The organism is Streptomyces sp. LN549, from assembly GCF_043203805.1.
GTDB lineage: Bacteria > Actinomycetota > Actinomycetes > Streptomycetales > Streptomycetaceae > Streptomyces.
In genome coordinates, this window is the sequence record NZ_JAZHRI010000002.1 from 6707967 (window position 1) to 6733241 (window position 25275).

A 25275-nucleotide genomic window follows, 5' to 3' on the forward strand; every position below is an offset into this window, starting at 1 on the left:
GTGAGTGATCAGCCGGTCCGGAGACCGGCGCTGAAGGCTCCATCAGTGGTGAAGGATCTTCGACAGGAAGTCCTTGGCACGGTCACTGCGCGGGTTGCTGAAGAACTGGTCGGGCGTGGCTTCTTCGACGATCTTCCCGTCCGCCATGAAGACGACCCGGTTGGCCGCGGAACGCGCGAAGCCCATCTCGTGGGTGACGACGACCATGGTCATGCCGTCGCGGGCGAGCTGCTGCATGACCTCCAGCACCTCGTTGATCATCTCCGGGTCGAGCGCGGAGGTCGGCTCGTCGAAGAGCATGACCTTCGGGTCCATCGCCAACGCCCGCGCGATCGCCACACGTTGCTGCTGGCCGCCGGAGAGCTGGGACGGGTACTTGTCGGCCTGGGTCCCGACGCCCACCCGGTCGAGCAGCGAACGCGCCTTGTCCTCGGCCGCCTTCTTGTCCGCCTTGCGGACCTTGAGCTGGCCGAGCGTCACGTTCTCGAGCACCGTCTTGTGCGCGAAGAGATTGAACGACTGGAAGACCATGCCGACATCGGCACGCAGCCTCGCCAGCTCCTTGCCCTCTTCGGGCAGAGGCTTTCCGTCGATCGAGATCGCGCCCGAGTCGATCGTCTCCAAGCGGTTGATCGTGCGGCACAGCGTGGACTTACCGGACCCGGAGGGTCCGATGACGACCACGACCTCGCCACGGGCGATCGTCAGGTCGATGTCCTGGAGCACATGCAGCGCGCCGAAGTGCTTGTTGACGTTGCTCAGCACAACCAGGTCGCCGCCGGGCGCGGGTGCAGCGTCCTCGGCGCCCTTGGTCACTGAAACTCCGCTCATCGGCTTCTTGCTCCGTCCTCCTCGGTTGGGAAGGACCTTAGTGACGCAGTGCGACCAGCGTCATTACATCTGAGCGGAAATTGAGCATAACGATCCGGCGGCAACCGGACACTCCGCGTGAACAGGGCGCCTTGCGGGGCCCCGGGGCGTACCGGGTGCATAACGGAAACCCGGATGTAACGGGCGGGCACTTGACTGGCCCACCGGTCATCGGAGTGGATGCCCTGATACACCCTGACGTGAAACGCCCCGGTACGGGGAAGTGACCGGGGGTGAACGTGACCGTACAGACACCGGACCTTCGGAGAGGGGGGCCATGAGACTGCTGCTCGTCGAGGACGACAACCACGTCGCAGCCGCCCTGTCCGCGATCCTCGCGCGGCACGGATTCCAGGTGGTGCACGCCCGCAGCGGCGAGGAGGCCCTGCAGGCGCTCCTTCCCACCGATACGGAACCCTTCGGTGTCGTGCTCCTCGACCTCGGCCTGCCCGACCAGGACGGGTACGAGGTCTGCGGGAAGATCCGCAAGCGCAGCTCCGTGCCCGTGATCATGGTGACGGCGCGGGCCGATGTCCGCTCACGGATCCACGGACTCAACCTCGGCGCCGACGACTACGTGACCAAGCCGTACGACACCGGTGAGCTGCTCGCCCGTATCCACGCCGTCAGCCGGCGCAAGACGGGTCCCGAGGACACCGTTCCCACGCCCGTAGCGGCGCTGCGGCTGGGGCATGTGCACATCGAGCTGCCGACGCGCCGGGTCAGTGTCGACGGGAGCGAAGTGCAGCTCACCCGCAAGGAGTTCGACCTGCTCGCGCTGCTCGCCCAGCGCCCCGGGGTGGTGTTCCGCCGGGAGCAGATCATCAGCGAGGTGTGGCGTACGAGCTGGGAGGGGACGGGGCGCACCCTGGAGGTGCATGTCGCCTCCCTGCGCTCCAAGCTGCGGCTGCCCGCCCTGATCGAGACCGTGCGCGGGGTCGGCTACCGCCTCGTCGCGCCGTCCGCGTAGAAGGCGTACGTCCTGTTGCGTACCCGGCTGCTTCCACTCCTCATCGTCCTCATGGCGGCGGTCCTGCTCGCGCTCGGCTTCCCGCTGGCCGTCAGCGTGGCGGCGGCCCGGCAACAGGGCGTCGTGATCGACCGCATCGACGACACGGCGCGCTTCGCCGCACTCGCCCAGTTCATCACCGAGCGCACGAGCGGCCACGACGAGCGGCGCCGCACGCTCCAGGGCGAGCTGGAGACGTACGACTCCGTGTACGGCATACGGGCCGGCGTCTTCTACCGTGACGACTCCGCGATGGCCAAGGCGCCAGGGTCCTGGCGGCTGCCCGTCGAGGGAGAGGGCCGCGAGGCGTTCAACGAGGCGCTGCTCGGCCGCCGCAGCCACGATCCGCCCCAGGTCTGGCCCTGGCAGGACGGCCGGGTGGTCGTCGCCTCGCCCGTCGTGCGGGACGGCGATGTGATCGCCGTCGTCGTCATCGACTCGCCCACCGACCAGATGCGCGCCGCCACGCTCCGCGGCTGGCTGCTGATCGCCGCGGGAGAGGTGATCGCGATGCTGGTGGCCGTCGGCGCCGCCAACCGGCTCACCGGATGGGTCCTGCTCCCCGTGCAGACGCTGGACGCGGCCGCCCACGACATCGCCAGCGGCCGGATGCGGTCCCGGGTGGCGGCGTCGGGCGGACCCCCCGAACTCAGGCGCCTGGCCCGTTCGTTCAACGAGATGGCCGACAACGTCGAGGACGTGCTGGAGCAGCAGCGCGCCTTTGTCGCGGACGCCTCGCACCAGCTGCGCAATCCGCTGGCAGCGCTGCTGCTGCGGATCGAACTGCTCGCCCTCGAACTGCCCGAGGGAAACCAGGAGATCGCCTCCGTGCGTACGGAGGGCAAGCGCCTCGGCCAGGTTCTCGACGACCTGCTCGACCTGGCGCTGGCCGAGCACGCCGGTGCCGATCTGCAGCTCACGGACATAGGCGCACTCAGCTCCGAACGGGTCGCCTCCTGGCGGCCGGTGGCCGAGGAGAAGGGCGTACGGCTGCGGGCGGACGGCATATCGGCCGTCACCGCCTGGGCGGATCCCGTCGCCCTGTCCAGCGCGCTCGACGCCATCATCGACAACGCCCTCAAGTTCACCCCCGAGGACGAGGAGGTCCGGGTCACGGTCGCCTCCGACAGCACGTGCGTCACCGTTGTCGTGGCGGACGGCGGACCGGGGCTCACCGAGCAGGAGATGGAGCGCGTCGGTGACCGGTTCTGGCGCAGTTCCCAGCATCAGAACGTACGGGGGTCCGGCCTCGGCCTCTCCATCTCCAAGGCGCTCCTCGCCGCGAGCGCCGGCTCGCTCTCCTGCGCGCGGAACGAACCGCACGGGCTGCGCGTGACGGTCTCGGTGCCGCGCAACGGGCCGCAGGGCTGAGGCTCCGGGCCACTGGGGCGGGGTCTCAGGGCTTGACCGAGCGGTAGTAGCGCTTGGCCCCTTCGTGGAGCGGCAGCGGATCGGTGTAGATCGCCGTCCGCAGGTCCACCAGCTGCGCGGCGTGCACCTCGCGCCCGATCCGGTCCCGGCTGTCGATCACGGTCCGGGTGAACGCCTCCGTCATCGCCGCGTCGGTGCGGTCCGTGGTCACCAGCACGTTGGCGACCGCCACCGTGGGGACGGCCTGTCCCTGCTGCGCGGTCGCGTAGGCGTCGGCGGGCATCACAGCCGAGCGGTAGTAGCGGGTGGAGCCGCCGGCCGCCTGGAGCTCCTTGATGAGCGGGTCCTCCAGCGGGACCAGCCGGATCGAGAACCGGTCCGAGAGATCCGCCACCGCTGTGGTGGGCAGCCCGCCGGACCAGAAGAACGCGTCGAGCCGGCCGCCCTCCAGCAGTTCCGGCATGGTGTCGATACCGGCCGGCACCGCCGTCACGTCGGCCACGGGGTCCAGGCCCGCTGCCGTCATCAGCCGGTCGGCGACCAGCCGCACCCCCGACCCAGGCTGTCCGACCGCGACCGTCTTGCCGCGCAGATCCGCGACCTTGCGGATGTCCGAGTCCCGCTTCACGACAAGCTGGATGTAGTCGTCGTACAGCCGGACGCAGCCGCGCAGCCGGTCGGCGCCCGGCTTGCGGTCGCGGAGATAGGTGGCGACGGCGTCAGTGGTGGCGATGGTGAAGTCGGCCTTGCCCGTCGCGACCCGGGCGATGTTCTGCTGCGAGCCCTCGCTGGTCTGCAGCTGTATCGACACCTCGGGCAGGTCCTTGGCGAGCGCACCCCTGAGCCGCTCGCCGTAGCGCTCGTAGACGCCGCTGCGGACCCCGGTACTGAACTTCAGCGTCCCGGTCGGCGCCGGGTCGCCGAGGGGGAGCAGCCACCAGAGAAGCAGTCCGAGCACGACGACGAGGGCGGCGCCCGCCCGCAGCGAGCGACGCCGGCCGATTGTGGACAGTGCCGGGAGCATGGCGGCGATCCTGCCAGGTGTTTCCCGGCCCTGGCCAGGGGTGCCCGCGGATCTCACGGCCGCCTCGGCTGCCGGTGCGGGGTCCGGACACCGCCCGCGGCGGGAGGTGTCCGCGCAGCGCCTACCCTTGTCGCATGAGCAGCGGCAACCGGAGCGAAGCAGTGGACGTCAGAAAAAGCTATGAGGTGCGCACCTACGGGTGCCAGATGAACGTCCACGACTCCGAGCGGCTGTCGGGGCTGCTGGAGGACGCCGGCTATGTGCGGGCGCCCGAGGGCTGTGACGGTGACGCCGACGTCGTCGTCTTCAACACCTGCGCGGTGCGGGAGAACGCCGACAACAAGCTCTACGGCAACCTCGGCCGGCTCGCCCCGATGAAGACGAAGCGCCCCGGGATGCAGATCGCCGTCGGCGGCTGCCTCGCGCAGAAGGACCGCGACACCATCGTCGAGCGGGCCCCCTGGGTCGACGTCGTATTCGGTACGCACAACATCGGCAAGCTGCCCGTGCTGCTGGAGCGCGCCCGGATCCAGGAGGAGGCGCAGATCGAGATCGCCGAATCCCTTGAGGCGTTCCCCTCGACGCTGCCCACGCGCCGCGAGTCCGCGTACGCCGCCTGGGTCTCGATCTCCGTCGGCTGCAACAACACCTGCACCTTCTGCATCGTCCCGGCGCTGCGCGGCAAGGAGAAGGACCGCCGTACCGGCGACATCCTGGCCGAGATCGAGGCCCTGGTCGCCGAGGGCGTCTCCGAGATCACCCTGCTCGGCCAGAACGTGAACGCGTACGGCTCCGACATCGGCGACCGCGAGGCCTTCTCCAAGCTGCTGCGCGCCTGCGGACGGATCGAGGGCCTGGAGCGGGTCCGCTTCACCTCGCCGCACCCGCGCGACTTCACCGACGACGTGATCGCCGCCATGGCCGAGACGCCGAACGTGATGCCGCAGCTGCACATGCCCATGCAGTCCGGCTCGGACACGATCCTCAAGGCGATGCGCCGCTCGTACCGGCAGGAACGCTTCCTCGGCATCATCGACAAGGTGCGGGCGGCGATGCCGGACGCGGCGATCTCCACCGACATCATCGTCGGCTTCCCCGGTGAGACCGAGGAGGACTTCGAGCAGACCATGCACGCGGTCCGTGAGGCGCGCTTCGCCAACGCCTTCACCTTCCAGTACTCCAAGCGCCCCGGAACCCCCGCCGCCGACATGGACGGGCAGATCCCCAAGGAGGTCGTCCAGGAGCGGTACATGCGCCTGTCCGTCCTCCAGGAGGAGATCTCCTGGTCGGAGAACAAGAAGCAGGTCGGCCGCACGCTGGACGTCATGGTCGCGGAGGGCGAGGGCCGCAAGGACGGCGCCACCCACCGGCTGTCCGGCCGCGCCCCCGACAACCGCCTGGTCCACTTCACCAAGCCGGACCAGGACGTACGGCCGGGCGACGTGGTGACCGTCGAGATCAGCTACGCGGCCCCGCACCACCTCCTCGCCGAGGGCGCGCCGCTCGGGGTGCGGCGGACCCGTTCGGGCGACGCCTGGGAGAAGCGCACCGCCGCCGCGGCCGCCAAGCCGGCCGGCGTCATGCTGGGCCTGCCGGGGATCGGCGCCCCGGCGCCGCTGCCCGCCGCCTCGGCACCGGGCTGCGGCTGCGACTGACGGGCGTACCGCTCCCGGAGCGGCCGAGCCCAGCCAGTACGCTGCCCACCATGCTTGTCGCCGCCGCTGTCTGCCCCTGTCCGCCGCTGCTGGTCCCCGATGTCGCCGCCGGTGCCGCGCCCGAGCTCGATGCCGCCAGGACCGCGTGCACCGACGCCCTGGGCGTGCTCGCGGCCTCCCGTCCCGATCTGCTGATCGTGATCGGCCCGGCGGACCTCGCGGGCCGGGGCCCTCACCCCGAGGGCGCCACCGGTGGCTTCCAGGAGTTCGGTGTGGACCTCGACGTGCGACTGGGGCGGGACCTGGGCACGGTCGCCGAGCGCCCGCTCGCCCCGTCGCTCGCGGTCGGCGCGTGGCTGCTGTCGCGCACCGGATGGGCGGGCACCCCGGTCGAGGCGCTCGGTGTGGGGGAGCCGCTGGAGACCGCCCGCTGCACGGAGACGGGGCGTGCGCTGGCCGCCCGCGCGGACCGGGTCGCGCTGCTGGTGATGGGCGACGGCAGTGCCTGCCGCACCCTGAAGGCGCCCGGCTACCTCGACGAGCGCGCCGCCGGGTTCGACGCGGCGGCATCGCGCGCGCTGGGGGCGGCGGACACGGGTGCGCTGATCGCGCTGGACGAGGCGCTGGCGTACGAACTCAAGGCTGCGGGCCGCGCCCCCTGGCAGGTGCTCGCGGGGGCGGGCGAGGCAGCGGGACTGGACGGCCGGCTGCTGTACGACGACGCGCCGTACGGCGTGGGCTACATGGTCGCCGCCTGGTCCTGACCGTCGTAAGCGCCGCACGCACGACGGCCGTGGAGCGATGCCGCTCCACGGCCGTCGTGCTGTTCTGCCGGCCCGGTGTCAGGAAGCGGGCGGCGGCGGAGTGCTGCCCGGAGCGGGCGGCGTACCGCCCCCGTCCTTCTGGGCCAGCCGGTCCACGGCTCCCTTGGCCTTCTGCGTGCCGGACACGATCTTGTCGCTGTACTTGCCCTTGGTCTTCGCGTCCACCGTCCGCGCGGCCTTGTCGAGCCCCTGGTCGATCTTGTCCCCGTGCTGCTGCGCGAGGCCGCTCACCTTGTCCTTCGCGGGGCTCAGCTTCGCCTTCAAATTGTCCATGAAGCCCATCGGACACCTTCTCTGCTGGGGGCTGCGTGCGCGTGCTCTCTCCGGCCCCGGTACCCGCCCTGCTGCCCCGTACTCTCCCGGTCGCGGCATCGGCGGTTCTGGAGGACAAACGGCGGAACCATGAGAAACCACCCATATATAGACATCACTTTACTCGGCGGTGCGTGACTGGGCGGCCACCCCACGGCCCGCGCATCGCCCATTCGGGAACGGCCCCGAGGTTTGCGAGACTGTGGCAGTGAGAAGTCCAGCTCCCGCACCGCGGGTCATCGCCGTCGTCGGTCCCACCGCAGCCGGAAAGTCCGACCTGGGGGTGTTCCTCGCCCAGCAGCTCGGGGGCGAAGTGGTCAATGCCGACTCCATGCAGCTCTACCGGGGAATGGACATCGGCACCGCCAAGCTGACGCTCGACGAGCGCGGGTCCGTACCCCACCGATTGCTGGACATCTGGGACGTCACCGAGACCGCCAGTGTCGCGGAGTACCAGCGCCTGGCCCGGAACGAGATCGACCGGCTGCTCGCCGAGGGCCGCACGCCCGTCCTGGTGGGCGGTTCCGGTCTGTATGTGAAGGGTGCGATCGACGCACTGGAGTTCCCCGGGACGGACCCCGGCGTCCGCGCCGCGCTGGAGGCGGAGCTGGCCGAGCACGGCTCCGGAGCGCTGCACGAGCGGCTCTCCGCGGCCGACCCCGAGGCGGGCCGTGCCATCCTGCCGAGCAACGGCCGGCGCATCGTGCGGGCCCTTGAGGTCATCGCGATCACCGGCAAGCCCTTCACCGCCAACCTCCCGGGTAACGATGCGGTCTACGACGCCGTCCAGATCGGCGTCGACGTGGCGCGCCCGGAGCTCGACGAGCGCATCGCGGTGCGAGTCGACCGGATGTGGGAGGCCGGACTCGTGGACGAGGTGCGCACCCTGGAGGCGCGGGGTCTACGGGAAGGGCGCACCGCATCCCGGGCGCTCGGCTATCAACAGGTGCTCACCGCCCTGGCAGGGGAGTGCACCGAGGACGAGGCGCGCACCGAGACCGTGCGCGCCACCAAGCGCTTCGCGCGTCGCCAGGACTCCTGGTTCCGCCGCGACCCGCGCGTCCAGTGGCTGAACGGTGCCGTGGAGCATCGCGGGGAACTCCCGGGCCGGGCGCTGGCGTTGGTCGAACGAGCGGTTACAGCCTGATCACGTGATGGCATCGGGAAGCCCCGCCCGTCAATTCGGCGACCTGCGGCGTGCCATCATCGAGCTTCGATCGACCAGTCCGAGTTGGGAGGGCGCGTGGCGATGGAGGCCGGCCCTCGCGACACAGAGCAAGACGCACCGGACACGCAGCACGAAGCAGGAGGCCTGAGCCCCGACGGGCCCGATGAGCTCGCCGTGACCCCCGAGGTCGAGGTGGAGCTGCGTCCCGCCCGGCGGATGCGTATCTGGCAGCTCGCGCCGATCATCATGCTCGCCGCGCTGGGATCGCTGATGTTCGCCTTCCCGCTCGCCTTCGAGGTGGGCGACGGCGGCCCGGTGGTCGCGATGCTGGGACTCCTGATCAGCTGCTGCGCCGCGGGCTGGGGCATGATGGCGGCCCGCCGCGTCGGGTACACCTGGCCGGGACTGCCGTCCCGGGGTTCCGGGGAGCGGGCCGACTGGCGGGTGATCGCGCTGTACGTGGCGGTGTGCGCCGCACTGGTCGCGCTGGCCGTCTGGCGCGTGGCACGACTTCAGAACTGAGGACCGGGCCGGGCCGTGCGTGACGGCCGGGGCGACCCTCGCCTTCCGGCGGGCCGGTTCCCCGAGCTGTCGGAGCGGGCTCGTACAGTTGTCCTGTGACCATCTCGCAGATCGCCTTCCTCAAGGGCCACGGCACCGAGAACGACTTCGTGATCGTTCCCGACCCGGACAACGCCCTCGACCTGCCCGCGTCCCTCGTCGCAGGGCTGTGCGACCGCCGCGCCGGCATCGGCGGTGACGGTCTGCTGCACGTCGTGAGGTCCGCCGCGCACCCCGAGGCGCAGGCCATGGCCGGCGAGGCCGAGTGGTTCATGGACTACCGCAACGCCGACGGCTCCATCGCCGAGATGTGCGGCAACGGCGTGCGGGTCTTCGCGCGCTACCTGCAGCGCGTCGGTGCCGTGGAGGAGGGCGACCTCGCGGTCGCCACCCGCGGCGGCGTGAAGAAGGTGCACCTCGCCAAGAACGGCGACGTCACGGTCTCGATGGGCCGCGCCCTGCTTCCCGCCGACGGAGTCACCGTCACCGTCGGAGGCCGCAGCTGGGACGCCCTCAACGTGAACATGGGCAATCCGCACGCGATCGCGTTCGTCGACGATCTGGCTCACGCCGGGGACCTCTTCCGCGAGCCGTCCTTCGCACCCGCCGCCGTCTACCCCGACGGGGTCAACATCGAGTTCGTCGTGGACCGCGGGCCCCGGCACGTCGCGATGAGGGTCCACGAGCGGGGCTCGGGCGAGACCCGTTCCTGCGGAACCGGCGCCTGCGCCGTGGCCGTCGCCGCGGCCCGCCGGGACGCGGCGGACCCGGCGGAGACCGGGGCCCCGGTCACGTACACCGTCGACCTGCCGGGTGGCACCCTGGTGATCACCGAGCACCCGGACGGTGAGATCGAGATGACCGGAGCGGCCGTGATCGTCGCCGAGGGCATGATCGATCCGGTCTGGCTCGAAACGCTCAGGGGATAGAGCTTCGCTCGAATGGGTGATCCGTTTCACGCTGGGCGAGAGCCGGACTCCGCCACGTGGTGGGGTCGGTAGCATCAAGCACCGGCCCGGAGGCGCGACCGCACCTCCCCACCGCCGGTCGACGTTGCCGGAGGTGCCCCATGAGCGCAGAGGCCACCAACCCAGGTGCTCCCATCCGCAGGCGGGGCCGTCCCCGGATCGATCTCCGCAGGCTCGGCCGGGTCGCCCTGCTCGGCCCGGTATCCCGGGACCGGCTGCCGGACGCCATCGGCCATGTCGCCGAGGCGCACCGGGCCCACCATCCCGACGCCGATCTCGCCGTGCTGCACCGGGCCTACGTCCTCGCGGAGAGCTCGCACCGCGGACAGATGCGCAAGAGCGGCGAGCCCTACATCACGCACCCGCTCGCGGTCACCCTCATCCTCGCCGAGCTCGGCGCCGAGACCACCACCCTGACCGCCTCCCTCCTCCACGACACGGTCGAGGACACCGAGGTGACCCTCGACCAGGTACGGGACCAGTTCGGCGAGGAGGTCTGCTACCTCGTCGACGGCGTGACCAAGCTGGAGAAGGTCGACTACGGGGCCGCCGCCGAGCCGGAGACCTTCCGCAAGATGCTCGTCGCCACCGGCGACGACGTCCGCGTGATGTCGATCAAGCTCGCCGACCGGCTGCACAACATGCGCACGCTCGGCGTGATGCGCCCCGAGAAACAGGCCAGGATCGCCAAGGTCACCCGCGACGTACTGATCCCCCTCGCCGAACGGCTCGGTGTCCAGGCGCTCAAGACCGAGCTGGAGGATCTCGTCTTCGCCATCCTCCACCCCGAGGAGTACGTGCACACCCGCGCCGTGATCTCCGCCGCGACCGCCGCGGCGGACCCGCTCACCGCCATCGCGGGCAACGTGGCCGCGGTGCTCCGGGATGCCGACATCACCGCCGAAGTGGTCGTCAGACCACGCCACTTCGTCTCCGTGCACCGCGTCCGGATCAAACGCGGCGAACTGCGCGGCAGCGACTTCGGACGCCTGTTGGTGCTCGTGGGCGAGGACGCCGACTGCTACGCCGTCCTCGGCGAGCTCCACACCTGTTTCACCCCGGTGATCTCCGAGTTCAAGGACTTCATCGCCTCACCCAAGTTCAACCTGTACCAGTCGCTGCACACCGCGGTGGTGGGCCCGGACGGCGAGGTCGCCGAAGTCCTCATCCGCACCCACCGCATGCACAGGGTCGCCGAGGCCGGCGTCATCGCGCTCGGCAATCCGTACACCGCGGACGGCACGGCACCGAACGCCGAACCCGCCGACGGCGAACGGGCCGACCCGACCCGCCCCGGCTGGCTCTCCCGGCTCCTCCAGTGGCAGCAGTCCGCCCCCGACCCCGACACCTTCTGGACCACCCTGCGCGCCGACCTCGCCCAGGACCGCGAGATCACCGTCTTCCGCACCGACGGCGGCACGCTCGGCCTGCCCGCCGGCGCCACCTGCGTCGACGCCGCCTACGCGCAGTACGGGGACGCCGCGCACAGCTGTATCGGGGCCCGGGTCAACGGCCGGCTGGCCACGCTCAGCACCGTGCTCGGCGACGGTGACACGGTCCAGCCGCTCCTCGCCGAGGACGCCGCGTCCGGGCCCTCGCCCGACTGGCTCGACCACGCACGGACGCCCACCGCCCGCATCGCCATCACCGGCTGGCTCGACGCCCACCCACAGGACCCGGAAACCGCCGCCGCAACCCCGCCCGACGGCCGCAGGACCGGTCCGCAACCGGCCCGGTACTCCCGGCCAGCGCGACCGGGATCCGCCGGGCCGGCCGGCCGCACCGTGAGCGCAGTGGTCGAGCGGCCCGACACCACCGTGCGGCTCGCGGGCTGCTGCACCCCCGTACCCCCCGACGACGTCACCGGATTCACGGTGCGCGGAGGCGCCGTCACCGTCCACCGGCTGGAGTGTCCCGTCGTGGCCAGGATGGAGGCCGTCGGCCGGGTGCCGGTCGTCGTGAGCTGGGGCGACGCGGCCGAATGCCGGGTGACCCTGGTCGCGGAGTCGTTCGGAAGGCCCCGGCTGTTCGCCGACCTCACCGAGGCGATCGCCGGTGCGGACGCGGCGGTCATTTCCGCCACCGTCGAACCCCCCAGCGAACAGCGCGTACGCCACACGTACACCCTGCAACTCCCCGACGCCGCCGGGCTGCCCGCGCTGATGCGCGCCATGCGTGACGTACCGGGGGTCTACGACGTGAGCCGCGCCCAGCAGCCGGCCGCCGCATTCTGACCGAGGCACGGCACCCTCCGCCACGGCGGATCTCGTTCGGGTGGCGCGGCGCGCGCCGCCCCGTTGCGGCGGGACGGCGCTGGTAGCCGTAGTCCATGCCGTTCCTCTCCCGCCGTCTCCGAGCCGCACTGCTGGCCACCGCATCGGCCACCCTCGTTGCCGCCACCCTGCCCGCACCGGTGCCCCTCGGCATCGGGGACCCGCTCTTCCCGCATCTCGGCAACCCCGGATACGACGTACTCGCCTACGACATCGGCCTCAGCTACGAAGGCCGCAACAGCGAACCGCTGGACGCCGTCACCACGATCGACGCGCGGACGACCGAGCCGCTGGAGCGGATCAACCTCGACTTCACCCGCGGCACCGTGCGCTCCGTCGAAGTCAACGGTCTGCGCGCCGACTTCGCGACCCAGGACGAGGACCTGATCATCGAGCCACGGGGCAGCATCCCCGCAGGAGTGCCCCTGCGCATCACCGTCCGCCACACCAGTGACCCCTCGGGCGAGCGGGACAGCGGGGGCTGGGTGCGGACCGCCGACGGTCTCGCCATGGCCAACCAGGCCGACGCCGGCCACCGGGTCTTCCCCAGCAACGACCACCCCGCCGACAAGGCGTACTTCACCTTCCGCATCACGGCCCCGCAGGATCTGACGGTGGTGGCCAACGGTCTGCGCACCGGGCGGACCAGCCATGGTGACCGCACCACCTGGACCTACCGCACCGGCCACCCCATGGCCACCGAACTGGCCCAGGTCAGCATCGGCCGGTCCGCCGTCGTCGAGCGCACCGGCCCGCACGGGCTGCCCGTGCGCGATGTCGTCCCGGCCGCCGACCGGGAGAAGCTCGAACCCTGGCTGAAGAAGACCCCGGGCCAGCTGGAATGGATGGAACAGCAGGTCGGCCGCTACCCCTTCGAGAACTACGGCGTGCTGGTCGCCGACACCGAGACCGGGTTCGAGCTGGAGACGCAGACCCTCTCCCTCTTCGAGCGGCGCCTGTTCACCGAGGGCGGCTTCCCCGCGTGGTACGTCGACTCGGTCATGGTCCACGAGCTGGCCCACCAGTGGTTCGGCAACAGCGTCTCCCCGCGGACCTGGTCCGATCTCTGGCTCAACGAGGGGCACGCCAGCTGGTACGAGGCGCGCTACGCCGAGGAGCACGCGGACAAGCCGCTGGAGCGCCGGATGCGCGACGCCTACACCGCCTCGGACGGCTGGCGCGCCGAGGGCGGCCCGCCGGCCAGGCCCGCCGCGCCGGCACCGGGCGAGAAGATCAGCCTGTTCCGGCCGGTGGTGTACGACGGAAGCGCGCTGGTCCTGTACGCGCTCCGCCAGGAGATCGGCAGTGGGGCCTTCGACCGGCTGGAGAGGCTCTGGGTGAGGAAGCACCGCGACTCCGACGCCGCCACGGCCGACTTCACCGCTCTGGCGTCCCGGGTGGCCGGACGCGACCTGACCGCGTTCTTCGACGGCTGGCTGTACGGGCGGAAGACGCCGTCCATGCCGGGGCACCCGGACTGGCGCAGTACGACACCGGCGCGGCAGCGGTAAACCCGCGTGACGGGCCGGGCCCGCCGTGCCACTATCGACGAGTCGCCACGGCGGCCGGACCGGAGAATTCCCCCCGAGGGAATCATCCCGGGAGGTCACGCGTTGTGACTGATGCAACCGACTTCTATCGACGTAAGGATCCAATGACCTCCTCTTCTTCCCTTCCCCAGGACGCGCAGGACGCGCAGAGTGCCACGGAGAACGTCACCGAGAGCCTCACCGAAAGCCCCCTTCGGGCCGACGCCCTGATGGAAGAGGACGTCGCCTGGAGCCACGAGATCGACGGAGCGCGGGACGGCGACCAGCTGGATCGCTCCGACCGTGCCGCCCTGCGGCGTGTGGCCGGACTCTCCACCGAGCTCGAGGACGTTACCGAGGTCGAGTACCGGCAGCTGCGCCTGGAGCGCGTGGTGCTGGTCGGTGTCTGGACCTCGGGCACGGTGCACGACGCGGAGATCTCCCTCGCAGAGCTTGCGGCACTCGCCGAGACGGCCGGAGCACAGGTGCTCGACGCCGTCTTCCAGCGTCGCGACAAGCCCGACCCGGCCACCTACATCGGTTCCGGCAAGGCGCTCGAGCTGCGCGACATCGTTCTCGAAACAGGGGCGGACACCGTCGTGTGCGACGGTGAGCTCAGCCCCGGCCAGCTGATCCACCTGGAAGACGTCGTCAAGGTCAAGGTGGTCGACAGGACCGCCCTGATCCTCGACATCTTCGCCCAGCACGCCAAGTCCCGTGAGGGCAAGGCGCAGGTCTCGCTGGCACAGATGCAGTACATGCTGCCGCGCCTGCGCGGCTGGGGTCAGTCGCTCTCCCGTCAGATGGGCGGCGGCGGTTCCAGCGGCGGTGGCGGCATGGCGACCCGTGGTCCCGGTGAGACCAAGATCGAGACCGACCGGCGACGGATCCGCGAGAAGATGGCGAAGATGCGCCGGGAGATCGCGGAGATGAAGACCGGCCGCGAGATCAAGCGCCAGGAACGCAAGCGCAACAAGGTGCCTTCGGTCGCCATCGCGGGCTACACCAACGCGGGTAAGTCCTCGCTGCTCAACCGGCTGACCGGTGCGGGTGTGCTGGTGGAGAACGCACTGTTCGCCACCCTCGACCCGACCGTGCGCCGGGCCGAGACACCGAGCGGACGGATCTACACGCTCGCCGACACCGTCGGGTTCGTACGGCACCTGCCGCACCACCTGGTCGAGGCGTTCCGCTCCACCATGGAGGAGGTCGGCGAGTCCGATCTCATTCTGCACGTGGTGGACGGCTCGCACCCGGTGCCGGAGGAGCAGCTCGCCGCGGTGCGCGAGGTGATCCGCGAGGTGGGCGCGCTGGACGTGCCCGAGATCGTGGTGATCAACAAGGCCGACGCGGCCGACCCGCTGGTCCTCCAGCGGCTGCTGCGCAACGAGAAGCACGCGATCGCGGTGTCGGCACGGACCGGCGCCGGTATCGACGAGCTGCTCGCGCTCATCGACAGTGAGCTGCCGAGGCCGTCGGTCGAGATCGAGGCGCTCGTGCCGTACACCCAGGGTGGACTGGTCTCCCGGGTGCACGCCGAGGGCGAGGTGATCTCCGAGGAGCACACGCCGGAGGGCACGCTGCTCAAGGCGCGGGTCCACGAGGAGCTTGCTTCGGACCTCGCCGCGTTCGTACCCGCGGTGCACTGACCGCGGCACCCACAGACGGACGGCCCGCTCCCCCCTCGGGGGAGCGGGCCGTCCGCCGTTGTCCGGGGGCGTGGGGCGCCACCGGGCGCCGGACTCGTCGCTCGTCATCGTGATGATCTGCTGGGCGCCCCCGGCCCTGACCCCAGGTACGGTCCGGCAGGCCCGCCGGCACCGGTCCGGTGCCGCCGTACGGCTCAGGGGCCCTCGGCGGAAGGTGTCCCGCCGAAGGCCCCTGATATGCAGTCATCCGCACCCGGGTGAAAGACGATCCGTTCCTACCCGGGCGGACGATGACCCGTCACTGTCCCGCGTACTTCTTGCTGACCGAGTCGTAGACGCCCTTGGCCTCCTTGCCGAGGCGGGGTCCGGCCAGCCAGCCGGCCGCCACCGGTCCGATGGAGGTGTTGGAGACCAGCGCGGGCTTGCCGTCCTGCCCCGCCGCGACCCAGCCGCCACCGGAGGAACCGCCGGTCATCGTGCAGCCGATGCGGTACATCGTCGGGTCGTCCTTGGTGAGCGAGAGCCGGCCCGGCTTGTCCTTGCACTGGAAGAGCTTCTGGCCGTCGTACGGCGGAGCGGCCGGGAAGCCGGTGGCCGTCATGTCAGCGATCTTGGGTACGGCCGGGGCGTTGAATTCGACCGGCAGTGCCGAACCGACCGTCTCCTCCAGGGACTTCCCGGTCGAGCCCTTCTCCGGCGTCACGTGCAGCACGGCGAAGTCGTAGGGGGCGCCCAGACCGCCGACCGATGCGCCCTGGTCGATCCACTGCTCGGACGTCTGCGCCCACGAGCCCCACCACACGCCGTACGGGGCGACCTTCTCCTTGGGCGGGTTGTTCCGGAGCTCGTCGGTCGACAGGCCGCTGTTGTTGTACGACGGCACGAAGGCGATGTTGCGGTACCAGCCGCCCTTCTTGCCCGCGTGCACGCAGTGGCCGGCGGTCCACACCATGTTGGACTTGCCGGGGTGCGCCGGGTCCTTCACCACGGTCGCCGAGCAGACCATCGAGCCCTCGGGGCCGTCGAAGAACAGCTTCCCCGACTCGGCGGCGTTGTCGTGGTACGGCGTCTGGACGCCAACGGCCCGGACCGGGGCGGGTGTCGGGTCCGTCACGCCCTCGTCGCCGGAGATGTCGTTGTCGACCGGCTGCTCGGGCGCCTTGTCGGCGTCCCGCATCCGGTCCGGGTCCCAGAGGTCCTCGATGATGGGGTTGATGTAGTCCTTGGCCTCACGCAGCCACTTGTCCTTGTCCCAGTTCTTCCACTCGCCGCTCTTCCACTGGTCGAGGTCGATCCCGTGTTCCTTGAGCCGGTCCTTCAGATCATCCGGAATGGTGATCTTGCCGTCCGACGTCTGGCCCGCGGAACTGCTGCTCGGCTCGGTGCTCGCGTCGTCCTCGCTGGGCCCGCAGGCCGTCGCGGTGAGGGCGAGGACGGCGGTGACCGCCGCGGCGGCAAGCACGGGGGAGGGGAAGCGGCGAGCGCTCCCCCCACGGCGTGCGGTGAATCCTGGTCGAATGAGTCGCATCTGGTGATCCCCCTGGGACTTCGTAACTCAACTTCGTAACTCAACGCTTCTGTACTGCACTTCTGCACTGCCGTACGGCACCCGGGCCGGCTCCGCCGGACGGCGGACCGTGTGCCTTTCCGGGCATGCCGCAGTGGCCGGGATCTTGTCCCGGAGCCACGGCACGGTCCCCCACTATGCCGGTGCGGTTGTGGACGGCGTGCGGCAGGGCCTGGTTCCGGCCCGCAAGGATCTTCGGATTTACCCGTGATCCTCCGCGCCCCGCGTCGTTGGTACATACGGGGGACACGGAGACAGCGTTCACCCCCGCAGTCCGTCCTTGCGGAATCGTGCTGACGTGCAACGCAACTGTTACAGCAGGAGGATCAACAGCCGTGGCCGTGACCGAACCAGCTCCGGCACCACCACTCGCGCCGCACGAAGGCATCCTGCGCCGCCAGTCGCTGCGTGAATCGGCCGCCCGTACCTACGCGCGTTCGCTGCCGATCGTGCCGGTACGGGCCCGGGGACTGACCATCGAGGGAGCGGACGGGCGGCGTTATCTCGACTGCCTGTCCGGAGCCGGGACGCTGGCTCTCGGGCACAACCATCCGGTCGTCCTGGAAGCGATCAAGAAGGTCCTCGACTCGGGTGCACCGCTGCACGTGCTCGATCTGGCCACGCCGGTCAAGGACGCCTTCACCACGGAGCTGTTCGCCACCCTGCCACGGGAGTTCGCGGACAACGCCCGGATCCAGTTCTGCGGGCCGGCCGGCACCGACGCGGTCGAGGCGGCGTTCACCCTGGTCCGCGCCGCCACCGGGCGCAGCGGTCTGCTCGCCTTCACCGGCGCCTACCACGGCATGACGGCGGGCGCCCTCGCCGCTTCGGGCGGTGCCGAGGACGTACGGGTGACCCGGCTTCCCTTCCCGCAGGACTACCGCTGCCCCTTCGGTACCGGCGGCGACCACGGTGCCGAACTCGCCGCACGCTGGACCGAGAGCGTGCTGGACGACCCCAAGAGCGGAACCCCCGCACCGGCCGGCATGATCCTCGAACCCGTCCAGGGCGAAGGCGGGGTCAACCCCGCCCCGGACGCCTGGATGCGCCGCATGCGGGAGATCACCGCAGCCCGGTCCGTCCCCCTGATCGCCGACGAGGTCCAGACGGGTGTCGGCCGGACCGGTGCCTTCTGGGCCGTCGAGCACAGTGGCATCGTGCCCGATGTGATGGTGCTGTCCAAGGCCATCGGGGGCTCCCTTCCGCTCGCAGTGATCGTCTACCGCTCCGAACTCGACACCTGGCAGCCAGGTGCCCACGCCGGCACCTTCCGGGGCAATCAGCTCGCCATGGCCGCAGGCACCGCCACCCTCGCGTACGTGCGGGAGAACCGGCTCGCCGATCGGGCCGCCGACCTCGGCGCCCGGATGCTCGCGAGCCTGCGGGCACTGGCCAGCCACCACCCGAGCATCGGTGACGTCCGCGGGCGGGGCCTGATGATCGGCGTGGAACTCGTCGACCCCGAGGCCGCTCCGGTGGGCGTGGGCGGCGAGGCACCACCGGATCCCGTCCTTGCCACGGCCGTCCAGCAGGAGTGTCTGCGCCGCGGACTCATCGTCGAACTCGGCGGCCGGCATTCCACGGTCGTACGCCTGCTCCCACCCCTCACGCTCACCGACGAACAGGCGACAGCGGTCGTCGACCGCCTCGCCGACGCCCTGGCAGCCGCCGAGCGTTCACCGCACCGACGGACCGCGACCGGGTCGATCCGCTGACCCCGGAAACCATCACAGGAAAGACCGCCGTGAACCCCACCCCCGCGCCCGAGGCCGACGGCCCTCCCTCCAGCCACCACCGGGGAGAGGCCGGGACCTCCGGCCACCTCGCCGTCGAGGCGTCGACCGTGCCACGCCAGAAGGAGGTGCCGCACGGTCAGTGGCACGCCCACCGGACGGCGACCGCCTGTCCCGCACCGGCGCCCGGCCCGCTGGCCCACCCCGATCCCCTGGACCACCCCGACCCGCTTCGCGCCGCCGATGTGGCGGGCATCGAGAACCTGCTGCGCTGCTGGGTCCGCGAATGCGACCTGCCCCGCCCGGAGGGGGAGACCCTCCGCATCCCGCTCCCCGCGAGCGGCACCGCCCTGCTCGTCCCCGTCCGCCACTGGTCCGCCACCGGCTGGCACCGTTTCGGACCGCCCCTCCTGGAGCAGGCCCCCGAGGACGCTCCGGCCGCCGACGCCGTCACCGTCGCCGCCCTCCTGGGCCGCGAGGCAGGCCACCACGAGGGCGCCGACATGGTCGCCAGGGTGGCCGACTCGGTACGGCGGACGGCCGGGTTCATCGACGAACAACGGCGCCGGCCCGCCGCGCCCGCCGGGGCGGACCTCTTCCTCACCGCGGAGCAGTCACTCCTTCTCGGCCACCCGCTCCACCCTTCGCCCAAGAGCCGGGAAGGCATCTCCGACTCCGAGTCCCGTCGCTACTCACCCGAGTCGCACGGCTCCTTCCCGCTCCACTGGATGGCCGTCGACCGGTCCGTACTGGCCACCGACTCCGCCTGGACCGACCACGGCCGACCGGTCCCGGCCGTGGAACTGGTGGCCCGTCACGCCGAAGGCCTCCGGCTGCCCGCGCACACCGCGCCGATCCCGCTCCACCCCTGGCAGGCCCGCGAACTGGCGATGCGGCCCGAAGTCGCCGCCCTGGCCGACTCCGGACTGCTGCACGACCTCGGTCCGTACGGCGAGCGCTGGCACCCCACCTCCTCGGTGCGCACCGTGCAAAGGCCCGGCGTCGACCTCATGCTGAAGCTCTCCCTCGGCGTACGCATCACCAACTCCCGCCGGGAGAACCTCCGCAAGGAACTCCACCGGGGCGTGGAGGTCCACCGGCTGCTGCGCAGCGGACTGGCCCGGCAGTGGCACGCGGTCCACCCCGGATTCGACATCGTCCGTGACCCCGCATGGCTCGCGGTCGACACCCCCGAGGGCGAACACATCCCCGGCTTCGACGTCATGCTGCGCCACAACCCCTTCGACCGGTACGACGACGCGGTCTGCATCGCCGGGCTCACCGCGCCGCGCCCCTGGCCCGACCGGGCGGGCATGCGGTCCCGCCTCGCCGACATCGTCCGCCGCCTCGGTGCTGCCACCGGCCGGACCACGACCGCCGTCGCGGCCGAGTGGTTCCTGCGCTACCTGGACCGTGTGGTGCGGCCGGTCCTCTGGCTCGACGGCAACGCGGGGGTCGCCCTCGAAGCCCATCAGCAGAACACCCTGGTCCTGCTCGACGCCGAGGGCTGGCCGGTCGGCGGCCGCTACCGCGACAATCAGGGCTACTACTTCCGTGAGTCCCACCGCGCCGCTCTCGACCGCAGGCTCCCCGGCATCGGATCGGTCAGCGACACCTTCGTCTCCGACGCCGTCACCGACGAACGCTTCGCGTACTACCTCGGCATCAACAACGTGTTCGGACTGATCGGGGCGTTCGGCGCCCAGCAGCTCGCCGACGAACAGGTGCTCCTCGCCGCCTTCCGGCGGTTCCTGGGATCGGCCACCGCGCTGGGATCCCCGCTCCCCGAGCAGCTGCTGGAAACCCCCCGCCTGCGCTGCAAGGCCAACATGCTGACGCGCCTGCGCGGCCTCGACGAACTCGTCGGGCCGGTGGACACCCAGTCCGTCTACGTCACCATCACCAACCCCCTGTGCGGCTGAGGAACCCACCTCGTCCCAGCCGGGACACCGACTGTCGAGCCCGTCCCGGCCGGGACGCCGACCGACGAGAGAGGAGAGCGTCACCGTGCCTCCCGCCGATGCGCCCACCGACCCCGGGCCCGGCCCCGCTCCACAGGCCGGCCCGGGCAACGAGGACACGCTGGATCTGCGGCTCACCGCCGAACTGCTCGTGCTCCTGGGGGAGGAGGCCCTCGCACACGGGTACGGACCGGAGCCCTCCGGTCTGCTCGACCGGCCGGCGGAGTGGAAGCCCGTCACCACCCCGCTCGGGGTGTTCCAGCTCGTCCCCGTGCGGCTGGAGCGCGACCTCGCCGTGATCAGCCGCTGGATGAACGATCCCGCCGTCGCGGCCTTCTGGGAACTCGCCGGGGCCGAGACCGTCACCGCGGCGCACCTGATGCCCCAGCTCGAAGGCGACGGACGCAGCATTCCCTGTCTGGGAGTGCTCTCCGGCGTCCCGATGAGCTACTGGGAGATCTACCGGGCCGACCTCGACCCCCTGGCCCGACATTGCCGGGTCCGGCCGCACGACACCGGGATCCACCTCCTCATCGGCGACGTGGAACAGCGGGGCCACGGGATCGGGACGACGCTGCTCCGGGCCGTCTCCGATCTCGTCCTCGACAACCGCCCTCGGTGCACGCGGGTCGTCGCCGAGCCCGACCTCCGTAACACCCCGTCCGTCTCCGCCTTCCTGAGCGCCGGATTCCGCTACTCCGCCGAGGTCGAACTCCCGGAGAAGCGGGCCGCGCTGATGGTCCGCGACCGAGCCCACCGTGCCCAGCTGTGAACGATCCGCTGTCCTGCCCCCGCCGCTCGAACCCCGTCGGTTCCCTCCCGAGGAGTCCCTGTGCCGAAATATCCCGCGAGCAGTGATGCAGCCCAGTCGCCCGCGCTGCTCAGCACCCCGGAACTGAACCGTGCGGTCTGGGACCGGGCCGCTGCCCGGCTGCTCGCCAAGATGCTCGGCGAATTCGCCTACGAGGAAGTGGTCCAGCCCGTTCCACGATGCGCCGGGGGCGACACGTACATCCTCGTGCTCGACGACGGCGGCAGCCTGATCTTCACCGCCCGGCGGGGGGTCTACGGCAGCTGGCGCGTCGCCCCCGACTCGATCCGCGAGGCGAGCAGCGCGGCGACGGAGGCGGACGAGACCGCCCGTGGGGCGGACAGCGCGGCGGCGACGGATGCGACCGCCGGGTCCGGCAGCGAGGCGGGGACAGCGGCGCCGGCTCCGGACCAGGTCGTGGGCAGCGTCCCCTTCCGCGACCCGCTGCTGTTCCTCGCCCGCGCCCGCCGCCTGCTCGGGCTGGACGGTGCCACCCTCGGCCACCTAGTCCGCGAACTCACCACCACGCTCACCGCCGACGCCCGCCTCGACCACGGCGCACTCAGCGCCGCGGAGCTGGCCGATCTCGACTACGCCGAACTCGAGGGCCACCAGACGGGCCACCCCTGGATCGTCGCCAACAAGGGGCGGCTCGGCTTCTCCGCCAGTGACGCCGCCCGCTTCACCCCCGAGGCCCGCACACCGGTCACGCTGCCGTGGATCGCCGTGTCCTCCCGGATCGCCGCCTACCGGGGAGTGGGTGCGCTCGCCGACGCCGGCCGGCTCTACGCCCAGGAGCTGGACCCCGCCGTTCGCGCGTCCTTCGCCGCCACTCTGCGCGGCCGGGGCCTCGACCCGGACGACTACTACTGCCTGCCCGTCCACCCCTGGCAGTGGGACGAGTGGATCGTGCCCCTGTTCGCCCCGGCCATCGCCGCCGGCGACATCGTCCCCCTGCACGCCGACCCGGACCTGCGGCTGCCGCAGCAGTCCATCCGTACCTTCGCCAACCTGGCACGGCCCGACCGGCACACGGTCAAGCTCCCGCTGTCCATCCTCAACACGCTGGTCTGGCGGGGCCTGCCGACCGAACGGACCCTCGCCGCACCCGCCGTCACCAGCTGGGTGCAGGGGATGCGCGACAACGATCCGTTCCTGCGCGACACCTGCGGCGTCATCCTTCTCGGCGAGGTCGCCTCGGTCACGGTCGAGCATCCGCTCTACGACCACCTTCCGGAGACGCCGTACCAGTTCAAGGAGATCCTCGGAGCGATCTGGCGCGAGCCCCTCCTGCCGCGCCTCGCGCCCCGTGAGCGGGCCCGCACCCTCGCCTCGCTCCTCCACACCGATCCGCAGGGCCGCGCCTTCACCGCCGAGCTGGTCGCCCGCTCCGGACTGACGCCCACCGCCTGGCTCACCCGGCTCTTCGCCGCGCTGCTCCCGCCGCTGCTGCACTTCCTGTACCGCTACGGCACCGTCTTCTCCCCGCACGGCGAGAACGCCATCGTCGTCTTCGACGACCACGACGTCCCGGTACGCCTGGCGATCAAGGACTTCGTCGACGACGTGAACGTCAGCGCCCGCCCGCTGCCCGAGCACGACACGATGCCGCAGGACGTGCGTCGCGTCCTGCTCACCGAGGAGCCCGCCTTCCTCACCCAGTTCATCCACTCCGGTCTCTTCACCGGAGTCTTCCGCTTCCTGTCCCCGCTCTGCGAGGAACAGCTCGGGGTCCCGGAGAGCGAATTCTGGTCACTCGTCCGGGCGGAGATCCTGCGCCACCACGTCCGGTTCCCGGAGCTGAAGGAGCGGTTCGAGATGTTCGACATGCTGACGCCCCGCATCGAACGCCTCTGTCTGAACCGCAACCGCCTGCACCTGGACGGCTACCGTGACCGGCCCGAGCGCCCGCACGCGGCGGTCCACGGCACGGTGGCCAATCCGCTCCACGCCTCCGCCTGAGTCCGGGAGTGACCGTCGTTGTCAGTGGCGCCCCGTAGGCTGGTCGGGCTATGACGAAGCCATCCCTCCCCGAGCTCCTGCACGCCGCCGTGACCGCCGTCGGCGGTACGGAGCGACCCGGCCAGGCCGCCATGGCCGACGCCGTCGCCGAGGCGGTAGACGACCACTCCCACCTGCTCGTCCAGGCGGGCACCGGCACGGGCAAATCGCTCGGCTACCTGGTGCCCGCCCTGGCACACGGCGAGCGCGTCGTGGTGGCCACGGCGACCCTGGCCCTCCAGCGCCAGCTCGTGGAGCGCGATCTTCCGCGTACGGTCGACGCCCTGCATCCGCTGCTGCGCCGCCGCCCGCAGTTCGCCATGCTCAAGGGCCGGTCGAACTACCTCTGTCTGCACCGCCTCCACGAAGGCGTGCCGCAGGAGGAGGAAGAGGGGCTCTTCGACCAGTTCGAGGCGGCCGCCCCGTCCAGCAAGCTCGGCCAGGACCTGCTGCGCATGCGGGACTGGGCGGACGAGACGGAGACGGGCGACCGGGACGACCTCACCCCCGGTGTCTCGGACCGGGCCTGGGCACAGATCTCCGTCTCCTCCCGGGAGTGCCTGGGCGCCACCAAGTGCGCGTACGGGGCCGAGTGCTTCGCCGAGCAGGCCCGGGAGCGTGCCAAGCTCGCCGACGTGGTGGTGACGAACCACGCGCTCCTGGCCATCGACGCCATCGAGGGCGCCCCGGTGCTCCCGCAGCACGAGGTACTCATCGTCGACGAGGCGCACGAGCTGGTCTCCCGGGTCACCGGAGTGGCCACAGGCGAGCTCACCCCCGGCCAGGTCAACCGTGCCGTGCGCCGCGCGGCGAAGCTGGTCAACGAGAAGGCCGCCGACGCCCTGCAGACGGCTTCGGAGGGTTTCGAGCGGGTGATGGAGCTGGCACTGCCCGGCCGTCTGGAGGAGGTGCCGGAGGACCTCGGGTATGCCCTGATGGCGCTGCGCGACGCCGCTCGTACGGTGATCACCGCACTCGGCTCCACCCGCGACAAGTCCGTCCAGGACGAGGACGCGGTCCGTAAGCAGGCGATGGCCTCGATCGAGACGATCCACGGTGTCGCCGAGCGCATCACGCAGGGCTCCGAGTACGACGTCGTCTGGTTCGAGCGCCACGACCGCTTCGGTGCCTCCGTGCGGGTCGCCCCGCTCTCGGTCTCCGGGCTGCTGCGCGAGAAGCTCTTCGCCGACCGCTCCGTGGTCCTCACCTCGGCGACGCTCAAGCTCGGCGGGGACTTCAACGGGGTGGGGGCGTCCCTCGGGCTCTCTCCGGAGGGCATCGCGGGCGATGACGTCCCGCAGTGGAAGGGCCTCGACGTCGGCTCGCCCTTCGACTACCCGAAGCAGGGGATCCTGTACGTCGCCCGGCATCTGGCGACCCCCGGCCGGGAGGGGTCCCGCACCGACATGCTGGACGAGCTCGCCGAGCTGGTGGAGGCCGCCGGCGGGCGCACGCTCGGACTGTTCTCCTCCATGCGGGCGGCCCAGGCCGCCGCCGAGGAGCTGCGGGGCCGGCTGGAGAAGCCGATCCTGCTCCAGGGCGAAGAGACCCTGGGGGAACTGATCAAGAATTTCGCGGCCGACCCGGAGACCTGTCTCTTCGGCACGCTCTCGCTCTGGCAGGGCGTCGACGTTCCGGGCGCGAGCTGCCAGCTGGTGATCATGGACCGGATTCCGTTCCCGCGGCCCGACGATCCATTGATGAGCGCACGCCAGAAGGCGGTCGAGGAGGCCGGGGGCAACGGCTTCATGGCCGTGGCCGCCACGCATGCGGCACTGCTGATGGCCCAGGGAGCCGGCCGTCTCGTCCGTGCCACCGGGGACAAGGGTGTCGTCGCGGTCCTCGACCCGCGCCTGGCCAATGCCAGGTACGGCAGCTATCTGCGCGCCTCGCTCCCCGACTTCTGGTACACGACCGACCCGAACCAGGCACGGCGCTCGCTCGCCGCGATCGACGCGGCGGCCAGGGCCGACGCGAAGTAGTCCCGGG

General features: G+C 71.2%; 19 protein-coding genes. 15 read left to right on the plus strand and 4 right to left on the minus strand.

Going from position 1 to position 25275, the window contains the following annotated elements:
• Positions 1-42 precede the first annotated feature (42 nt).
• Positions 43-831, minus strand: a complete 789-nt coding sequence (locus tag SH922_RS30140; RefSeq protein WP_350997293.1) for an amino acid ABC transporter ATP-binding protein — start codon at positions 829-831, stop codon at positions 43-45.
• A gap of 316 nt (positions 832-1147) precedes the next feature.
• Here SH922_RS30140 and SH922_RS30145 point away from each other — a divergent pair, with 316 nt between their 5' ends.
• Both SH922_RS30145 and SH922_RS30150 read left to right on the plus strand, forming a co-directional pair.
• Positions 1148-1840, plus strand: a complete 693-nt coding sequence (locus SH922_RS30145) for a response regulator transcription factor (RefSeq protein WP_393061346.1) — start codon at positions 1148-1150, stop codon at positions 1838-1840.
• 15 nt (positions 1841-1855) lie between these two features.
• Complete coding sequence (locus SH922_RS30150; RefSeq protein ID WP_393061348.1) at positions 1856-3250, plus strand: ATP-binding protein; 1395 nt, start codon at positions 1856-1858, stop codon at positions 3248-3250.
• Between the two features lie 25 nt (positions 3251-3275).
• Here the strand turns inward: SH922_RS30150 and SH922_RS30155 are convergent, their stop codons facing one another.
• Entirely contained in the window at positions 3276-4274 is a 999-nt protein-coding gene (locus SH922_RS30155) for a TAXI family TRAP transporter solute-binding subunit (RefSeq protein ID WP_393061350.1), read from the minus strand.
• A gap of 134 nt (positions 4275-4408) precedes the next feature.
• Between SH922_RS30155 and miaB the strand changes: the two genes are divergently transcribed.
• Positions 4409-5929: a tRNA (N6-isopentenyl adenosine(37)-C2)-methylthiotransferase MiaB gene (miaB, locus tag SH922_RS30160; RefSeq protein WP_393061352.1), complete on the plus strand. Its 1521-nt coding sequence runs from the start codon at positions 4409-4411 to the stop codon at positions 5927-5929.
• A gap of 50 nt (positions 5930-5979) precedes the next feature.
• Complete coding sequence (locus SH922_RS30165; RefSeq protein WP_393061354.1) at positions 5980-6693, plus strand: class III extradiol dioxygenase subunit B-like domain-containing protein; 714 nt, start codon at positions 5980-5982, stop codon at positions 6691-6693.
• Between the two features lie 78 nt (positions 6694-6771).
• On the opposite strand, the gene SH922_RS30170 is transcribed toward SH922_RS30165, so the two are convergent.
• Complete coding sequence (locus tag SH922_RS30170; protein ID WP_393061356.1) at positions 6772-7035, minus strand: antitoxin; 264 nt, start codon at positions 7033-7035, stop codon at positions 6772-6774.
• A gap of 238 nt (positions 7036-7273) precedes the next feature.
• Here SH922_RS30170 and miaA point away from each other — a divergent pair, with 238 nt between their 5' ends.
• The 6 genes from miaA to hflX all read left to right on the plus strand — a co-directional run bounded on the left by miaA (position 7274) and on the right by hflX (position 15213).
• Positions 7274-8212, plus strand: a complete 939-nt coding sequence (miaA, locus tag SH922_RS30175) for a tRNA (adenosine(37)-N6)-dimethylallyltransferase MiaA (RefSeq protein ID WP_393061358.1) — start codon at positions 7274-7276, stop codon at positions 8210-8212.
• A 102-nt stretch (positions 8213-8314) separates the two neighbouring features.
• Positions 8315-8755 carry a hypothetical protein gene (locus SH922_RS30180; protein ID WP_393063733.1) on the plus strand — a complete coding sequence of 147 codons (441 nt, stop codon included), beginning with the start codon at positions 8315-8317 and terminating at the stop codon, positions 8753-8755.
• 95 nt (positions 8756-8850) lie between these two features.
• Positions 8851-9723 (plus strand): diaminopimelate epimerase, encoded by an 873-nt coding sequence (gene dapF / locus SH922_RS30185; RefSeq protein ID WP_393061360.1) that lies wholly within the window; start codon positions 8851-8853, stop codon positions 9721-9723.
• A gap of 140 nt (positions 9724-9863) precedes the next feature.
• Complete coding sequence (locus SH922_RS30190; protein ID WP_393061361.1) at positions 9864-11996, plus strand: RelA/SpoT family protein; 2133 nt, start codon at positions 9864-9866, stop codon at positions 11994-11996.
• Positions 11997-12091: 95 nt separating this feature from the next.
• The gene (locus SH922_RS30195; RefSeq protein ID WP_393061362.1) at positions 12092-13546 is read left to right on the plus strand and encodes a M1 family metallopeptidase; all 1455 of its coding nucleotides are present in this window, start codon (positions 12092-12094) and stop codon (positions 13544-13546) included.
• Positions 13547-13689: 143 nt separating this feature from the next.
• The gene (hflX, locus tag SH922_RS30200; protein WP_393061363.1) at positions 13690-15213 is read left to right on the plus strand and encodes a GTPase HflX; all 1524 of its coding nucleotides are present in this window, start codon (positions 13690-13692) and stop codon (positions 15211-15213) included.
• Between the two features lie 298 nt (positions 15214-15511).
• On the opposite strand, the gene SH922_RS30205 is transcribed toward hflX, so the two are convergent.
• Complete coding sequence (locus tag SH922_RS30205; RefSeq protein WP_393061365.1) at positions 15512-16741, minus strand: trypsin-like serine peptidase; 1230 nt, start codon at positions 16739-16741, stop codon at positions 15512-15514.
• 374 nt (positions 16742-17115) lie between these two features.
• On the opposite strand from SH922_RS30205, the gene SH922_RS30210 reads away from it, so the two are divergent.
• From SH922_RS30210 to SH922_RS30230, 5 genes are all read left to right on the plus strand, one after another.
• The gene (locus SH922_RS30210; RefSeq protein ID WP_393061367.1) at positions 17116-18495 is read left to right on the plus strand and encodes a diaminobutyrate--2-oxoglutarate transaminase family protein; all 1380 of its coding nucleotides are present in this window, start codon (positions 17116-17118) and stop codon (positions 18493-18495) included.
• A 29-nt stretch (positions 18496-18524) separates the two neighbouring features.
• Positions 18525-20435 carry an IucA/IucC family protein gene (locus SH922_RS30215; RefSeq protein ID WP_393061369.1) on the plus strand — a complete coding sequence of 637 codons (1911 nt, stop codon included), beginning with the start codon at positions 18525-18527 and terminating at the stop codon, positions 20433-20435.
• A gap of 85 nt (positions 20436-20520) precedes the next feature.
• The gene (locus tag SH922_RS30220) at positions 20521-21246 is read left to right on the plus strand and encodes a GNAT family N-acetyltransferase (RefSeq protein WP_393061371.1); all 726 of its coding nucleotides are present in this window, start codon (positions 20521-20523) and stop codon (positions 21244-21246) included.
• 60 nt (positions 21247-21306) lie between these two features.
• Complete coding sequence (locus tag SH922_RS30225; RefSeq protein WP_393061373.1) at positions 21307-23247, plus strand: IucA/IucC family protein; 1941 nt, start codon at positions 21307-21309, stop codon at positions 23245-23247.
• Positions 23248-23297: 50 nt separating this feature from the next.
• Entirely contained in the window at positions 23298-25268 is a 1971-nt protein-coding gene (locus SH922_RS30230) for an ATP-dependent DNA helicase (RefSeq protein WP_393061375.1), read from the plus strand.
• The last annotated feature ends 7 nt before the right edge of the window (positions 25269-25275 follow it).

Bases quoted from the DNA above. Each gene is read 5' to 3' on its own strand.
- SH922_RS30145 (WP_393061346.1), top strand. From the start codon at position 1,148: ATGAGACTGCTGCTCGTCGAGGACGACAACCACGTCGCAGCCGCCCTG.
- SH922_RS30230 (WP_393061375.1), top strand. From the start codon at position 23,298: ATGACGAAGCCATCCCTCCCCGAGCTCCTGCACGCCGCCGTGACCGCC.
- SH922_RS30140 (WP_350997293.1), bottom strand. From the start codon at position 831: ATGAGCGGAGTTTCAGTGACCAAGGGCGCCGAGGACGCTGCACCCGCG.
- SH922_RS30170 (WP_393061356.1), bottom strand. From the start codon at position 7,035: ATGGGCTTCATGGACAATTTGAAGGCGAAGCTGAGCCCCGCGAAGGAC.
- miaB (WP_393061352.1), top strand. From the start codon at position 4,409: ATGAGCAGCGGCAACCGGAGCGAAGCAGTGGACGTCAGAAAAAGCTAT.
- SH922_RS30155 (WP_393061350.1), bottom strand. From the start codon at position 4,274: ATGCTCCCGGCACTGTCCACAATCGGCCGGCGTCGCTCGCTGCGGGCG.
- SH922_RS30195 (WP_393061362.1), top strand. From the start codon at position 12,092: ATGCCGTTCCTCTCCCGCCGTCTCCGAGCCGCACTGCTGGCCACCGCA.
- SH922_RS30180 (WP_393063733.1), top strand. From the start codon at position 8,315: ATGGAGGCCGGCCCTCGCGACACAGAGCAAGACGCACCGGACACGCAG.
- SH922_RS30205 (WP_393061365.1), bottom strand. From the start codon at position 16,741: ATGCGACTCATTCGACCAGGATTCACCGCACGCCGTGGGGGGAGCGCT.
- SH922_RS30165 (WP_393061354.1), top strand. From the start codon at position 5,980: ATGCTTGTCGCCGCCGCTGTCTGCCCCTGTCCGCCGCTGCTGGTCCCC.
- hflX (WP_393061363.1), top strand. From the start codon at position 13,690: ATGACCTCCTCTTCTTCCCTTCCCCAGGACGCGCAGGACGCGCAGAGT.
- SH922_RS30190 (WP_393061361.1), top strand. From the start codon at position 9,864: ATGAGCGCAGAGGCCACCAACCCAGGTGCTCCCATCCGCAGGCGGGGC.